Genomic DNA, 5,275 nt, shown 5'->3' with positions numbered 1-5,275 from the left:
TTCATGTCGGCGCTAATCATAACGGCGTTTATAAAATCAAGGAGAACTTTTTCGCCCCCTTTGTCGGTGAAGAAATACCTGACAAAATAATCGTTAAGTGCATTAAATGGTTTTTTATTCATAAGATTATTATAACAGAATAATTTTATTTGTCAAAACGGTTTTAATAGTTTCTTTTAGTTTTTTGTATGTTGCGAACGAGGGGCGCTGTTTTTATTTTAATGATTTTTTAATTGGGTTTTGATTAAAGGCTCGTTTTTTAATAAATCATTCAACCGTCACGCTTTTCGCTAAATTTCTCGGTTTGTCGACATCGCAACCTCTCACAACCGCCGTATGATAGGCGAGCAGTTGCAAAGCTATAATCGAAGCTATCGGCATAAACATATCTTCAATATTTGGCAAGTATATTATTTTATCGTAAGCGTCTTTGTCTATATTCATTCCTTCTTTTGCAAATAAAAGAACTTTCGCTCCTCTCGAAACTACTTCTTTTATATTGCTTATCATTTTATTTAAGATTTTTTCCTGTATTGCCAAAGCGACTACCGAAGTTCCTTCCGTGATTAAAGATATTACTCCATGTTTCAACTCTCCGCCCGCGTAAGCTTCGCAATGTATATAACTAATTTCTTTCATTTTCAAAGCGCCTTCCATAACCTGATAATAATCCAAATCTCTTCCCATAAAAAATATACTGCCAACTTCCTTATAATCTACGCATAATTTTTTAATTTCTTCGCTCATATCGAGTAATTTATTTATAGAATCTATGGCGTTAAGCATATTTCTTATAAGAATTTTTATTTCTTTTTCATTTTTCAATTTTCGAGCCAAAGATATTTTAAAAGTTATCAAATACATTATAGCAACTTGAACCGAATAGGCTTTAGTGGAAGCTACGGATATTTCGGGACCCGCATAAGTATAAATGACATAATCGGACGCTCGCGCTATAGAAGAACCGTTTACATTTACTATCGCCAAACTTTTGCATCCTCTCTCTTTAACCAAATTCAAAGCCGCTAAAGTGTCCGCCGTTTCGCCCGATTGAGATACGAATATTGCGAGAGTTTTATCGGTTAGAATCGGATTCTTATATCTAAACTCCGATGCAATTTCGCATTCTACGGGAATTCTGCAATTATCTTCTATCAATCTTTTTCCTATCATAGCCGCATGCATAGCCGTTCCGCAGCCTACTATATAAACTCTGTCGAAATAAGTCCAAAAATTTTCGTCAAGTATATTGTCTCTTTTGAAGTCTGGAATTCCATGCACGATTCTCGGCTCTATAGTATCCAAAATCGCTTTAGGTTGTTCATGAATTTCTTTAATCATAAAATGTTCGTAGCCAGATTTTTCAGCCTGCTCCAAAGTCCAATTAGCTTCGCTCACTTTCGCTTTTATTTCTTTCAAATCCTTATCGTAAATGGCGACTCTATTTTTTTTAAGTTCCGCTATATTTTCTTCGTCCATTATGATATATTTATTCGTATATTTCAGAACAGCGGAAATATCGGAGGCGATAAAATTTTCGTTTTTTCCGTCTTTACCCAAAGCGACAATTAAAGGCGCTCCTTTTCTCACGGCGTAAACTTTATCGAGTTTGTCTTTAAAAATAATTGCGAAAGCGTAAGAACCTTCTATAATTTCAATCGCTTTTCTTATGGCAATCAAAGGATTTCCATCGTATAAAGAATCTATCAAATTTGCGGCGACTTCCGTGTCGGTTTCCGAAATAAATTTATAACCTTTTTTAACGAGCTTATCTTTTATATCTTTGTAATTTTCTATTATTCCGTTATGAACCAAGGATAGTCGAGCGGTAGAATGGGGATGAGCGTTAATATCCGAAGGCGCGCCATGTGTCGCCCATCTCGTATGTCCGATTCCAATATTTGATTCTATTTTTTTATTTTTATTTATAATATTTTGCAAATTATCAATCTTTCCTTCCGATTTGAAAGTGATTATACTGTCATTTTCAATTACCGAAATTCCCGCAGAATCGTATCCTCTGTATTCCAAAGAATAGAGTCCGTCCATTAAAATATCTACCGAATTATTTTCTCCGACATAACCGACTACACCGCACATAAAGAATCCTTAAAATTGAATTTTATTAAATTTAAACTTTCTTTGATAATCTAATAATTTAAAATTATAAATTAAAAATCTAAAAATACAATGCTATATATAATAATAATTTTCATTGACTTTTTAATATTATATGATATTCTAAAAAAACTATATAAATTAGGATATTTATGATACAAAATCTAACTTTCAATTTAATAGGCGGGTTCGGACTTTTTATGTTCGGACTGAAACTATTTTCGGACGGTTTGCAGGAAAGCACCGAAAGTAGATTAAAGGAAATTCTGCACAAAGTCACCAATAGCAAAATACTCGGAATATCTTTAGGTTTTTTAATAACGGCAATAGTTCAATCAAGTAGCGCGGTCACGGTTATGACGGTTAGCTTTGTCAATGCTGGAATACTAAACCTCACTCAAGCGATAAATATAATTCTCGGAGCGAATGTCGGAACTACCGTTACGGGATGGATAATATCTTTAAATTTGGATATTTTAGCTTTGCCTTCTTTGGGAGTCGGTTCTATAATAGTAATATTCTGCAATGAAAACAGAAAATTAAAATTCTTCGGCGAAATATTAATGGGTTTTGGAATGATATTCTACGGACTCATTTTAATGAAAAACGCTTTTGAATCGGTGCGAGGCTCGGAAGAATTTGAAAAAGTATTTTTGTTAGCGAATGCGGACACATTCAAAGGCAGATTTTTATGCGTAATCATAGGAACTGTAGTAACGGCGATAATACAATCGAGTAGCGCCGCGTTGGGAGTGACGATTTCTCTTGCCACCGTAGGTTTGATTGATTTTCCTACTTCCGTTGCATTAATACTTGGGCAAAATATAGGAACTACGATAACGGCGGTTTTGGCTACTTTAAACGCTTCGACAAACGCAAAAAGAGCGGCTTTGGTTCACAGTTTATTTAATATATTCGGCGTAGTTTATATGTTTTTCTTATTCAATCCTTATATAAAATTGGTTGATTTTATCGCAAGTTTTGTGGTTTCTGGCGGAGTCGATAAAATGGTAAACAATAATTATGTCAATATATCTTTTTATATAGCGGCGGCTCACACAATTTTTAATATTGTAAATGTTATAGTCTGTTATTTTCTAACCGATAAACTTGAAAAAATTGTTTGCATTATAATCAAAGAAAAAGACGATGAAAAACATGTTAATTTGCTTGTAGATAAACTTTTGAATATGCCCGTATCCGCAGAAATAGAAGTTAGAAAAGAAGTGACTTATATGGGCGAGATAGCAAAGAAAATGCTTTTAAGAATAAGAGAATTATTCGACAATCCGAGCGAAAGATTATTAAACAAAATAAGAGACGGCGAAAAACTTTTGGACAATACCGATAACGAAATTCACACATTTTTACTCAAACTGCTTGGGAAAAATACTTTAAACTCTCTCAATATCGCGTCTTTGATAAATATAAGCACATATTATGAAAATTTGGGAGATAATTTGAAAGATTTGGCAAAGGCTATAATCAAAGGAAACGAAAAGAAAACTTTATTTAACGAAATTCAAAAGCGCGACATATTGCAAATGATTAATAATAATGTCGAGTATATAGATTATTTATCGACTCTGATTCCTCAATATTATTATATAAATAAAGAAAAAACCTACGAAGAAGCGATTGAAAAATATCATCAAGTGAAAGATTTTTATTACGAGGCGAGGCAAAGGCATTACGATAATGTCGACAAATCTTTGATTCCTCCGCTCAACGCTCATTTATACGGAGATGTTTTGGTTTACTTCAATAGGTCGATTTCAAATCTTGTGAATATCGCCGAAACGATTACGGGAAGAGATAAATAAAATTAAATTAATTATAATAAATACAAAAAGGAGTTAATTTTGAAAAAAGTATATATAGCGGGACATAAAGGATTAGTGGGAAGCGCGATAGAAAGAGTTTTTACGAAAAAAGGCTATAAAGATATTATTAAAAGAACTCATAGCGAACTCGATTTGAGAGAAAGAGATAAAGTATTTGAATTTTTTGAAAACGAAAAGCCCGAATGGGTGATTTTGTCGGCGGCAAAAGTCGGCGGAATCTACGCAAACGACACCTATCCAGTTGATTTTTTACTTTATAATCTCCAAATACAAAATAATATTATAGAAGCCTCTTTTAAATACGGCGTGGAAAAATTATTGTTTTTAGGTTCGAGTTGCATTTATCCTAAAGAATGCCCGCAACCGATTAAAGAAGAATATTTACTTTCTGGTTATTTGGAAAGCACGAATCGTCCATACGCTTTGGCAAAAATTTCTGGAATAGAATTATGCGATGCCTACAATAAACAATACAAAACGAATTATATAGCCGTTATGCCATGCAACCTTTACGGAATTAACGACAATTATCATAAAGAAAACGCCCATGTGATTCCTATGCTCATTAGACGATTTCATGAAGCGAAAATAAATAAAGACAAAGAAACTATTATTTGGGGAAGCGGAACTCCATTAAGAGAATTTATGAATTCTGACGATTTAGCCGAAGCATGTTTATATTTGATGGAAAATAAAGACGCGAAAGAAATAGGAAAATTTATAAATATAGGAAGCGGAAAAGAAATAACGATAAAAGATTTGGCGAATTTGATAAAAAAAGTAGTAGGTTTTGAAGGAAATATAATATTGGATTCTACAAAACCTGACGGCACAATGAGGAAATTGCTCGATGTTTCCAAAATAAATAATTTGGGATGGCGTTATAAAACGGAACTTGAAGAAGGTTTGAAAATCGCCTATAATGATTTTTTGAAAAATTATAAAGAATAAAATATTTAAAAACGGAGAATTAATTAAAATGAATAAAATGAAAAAAGCTCTTATTACGGGAATAACGGGACAGGACGGTTCGTATTTGGCGGAACTTTTGCTTGAAAAAGGCTACGAAGTTCATGGAATTATAAGAAGAAGCTCGTCTTTCAATACGGGAAGAATAGAACATTTATATCAGGATTTTCATGCAAACGACGCGAGAGTTTTTCTTCATTACGGAGATTTGTCGGACAGTTCGGCTTTATCGAGATTGCTTGAAAAAATTCAGCCCGATGAAATTTATAATTTAGCCGCTCAAAGTCATGTTAGAGTGAGTTTCGATATACCCGAATATACGGCGGATGTAGTGGGACTCGGAA

4 protein-coding genes are annotated in these 5,275 nt (G+C 33.4%); 3 read left to right on the top strand and 1 reads right to left on the bottom strand.

Annotated features, from left to right (window positions below):
* Positions 1–267 precede the first annotated feature (267 nt).
* On the bottom strand, positions 268–2,100 hold the full coding sequence (gene glmS / locus EZH24_RS06805; RefSeq protein ID WP_137998376.1) for a glutamine--fructose-6-phosphate transaminase (isomerizing): 1,833 nt from the start codon (positions 2,098–2,100) through the stop codon (positions 268–270).
* Between the two features lie 170 nt (positions 2,101–2,270).
* On the opposite strand from glmS, the gene EZH24_RS06800 reads away from it, so the two are divergent.
* The 3 genes from EZH24_RS06800 to EZH24_RS06790 form a co-directional block, all read left to right on the top strand.
* The gene (locus EZH24_RS06800; protein WP_137998375.1) at positions 2,271–3,941 is read left to right on the top strand and encodes a Na/Pi cotransporter family protein; all 1,671 of its coding nucleotides are present in this window, start codon (positions 2,271–2,273) and stop codon (positions 3,939–3,941) included.
* A 39-nt stretch (positions 3,942–3,980) separates the two neighbouring features.
* Positions 3,981–4,913 carry a GDP-L-fucose synthase family protein gene (locus tag EZH24_RS06795; protein ID WP_137998374.1) on the top strand — a complete coding sequence of 311 codons (933 nt, stop codon included), beginning with the start codon at positions 3,981–3,983 and terminating at the stop codon, positions 4,911–4,913.
* Positions 4,914–4,950: 37 nt separating this feature from the next.
* The coding region (locus EZH24_RS06790) for a GDP-mannose 4,6-dehydratase (RefSeq protein WP_137998377.1) at positions 4,951–5,275 on the top strand (325 nt) is incomplete at its 3' end.

The organism is Brachyspira catarrhinii, from assembly GCF_005518285.1.
Lineage (GTDB): Bacteria > Spirochaetota > Brachyspiria > Brachyspirales > Brachyspiraceae > Brachyspira > Brachyspira catarrhinii.
Note: the sequence above shows the minus strand (reverse complement) of the source record. Positions and strands in the feature narration are given on the sequence as shown.

Excerpts from the sequence above, each read along its gene's own strand:
- glmS (WP_137998376.1), bottom strand. The coding sequence starts at position 2,100 with ATGTGCGGTGTAGTCGGTTATGTCGGAGAAAATAATTCGGTAGATATT.
- EZH24_RS06800 (WP_137998375.1), top strand. The coding sequence starts at position 2,271 with ATGATACAAAATCTAACTTTCAATTTAATAGGCGGGTTCGGACTTTTT.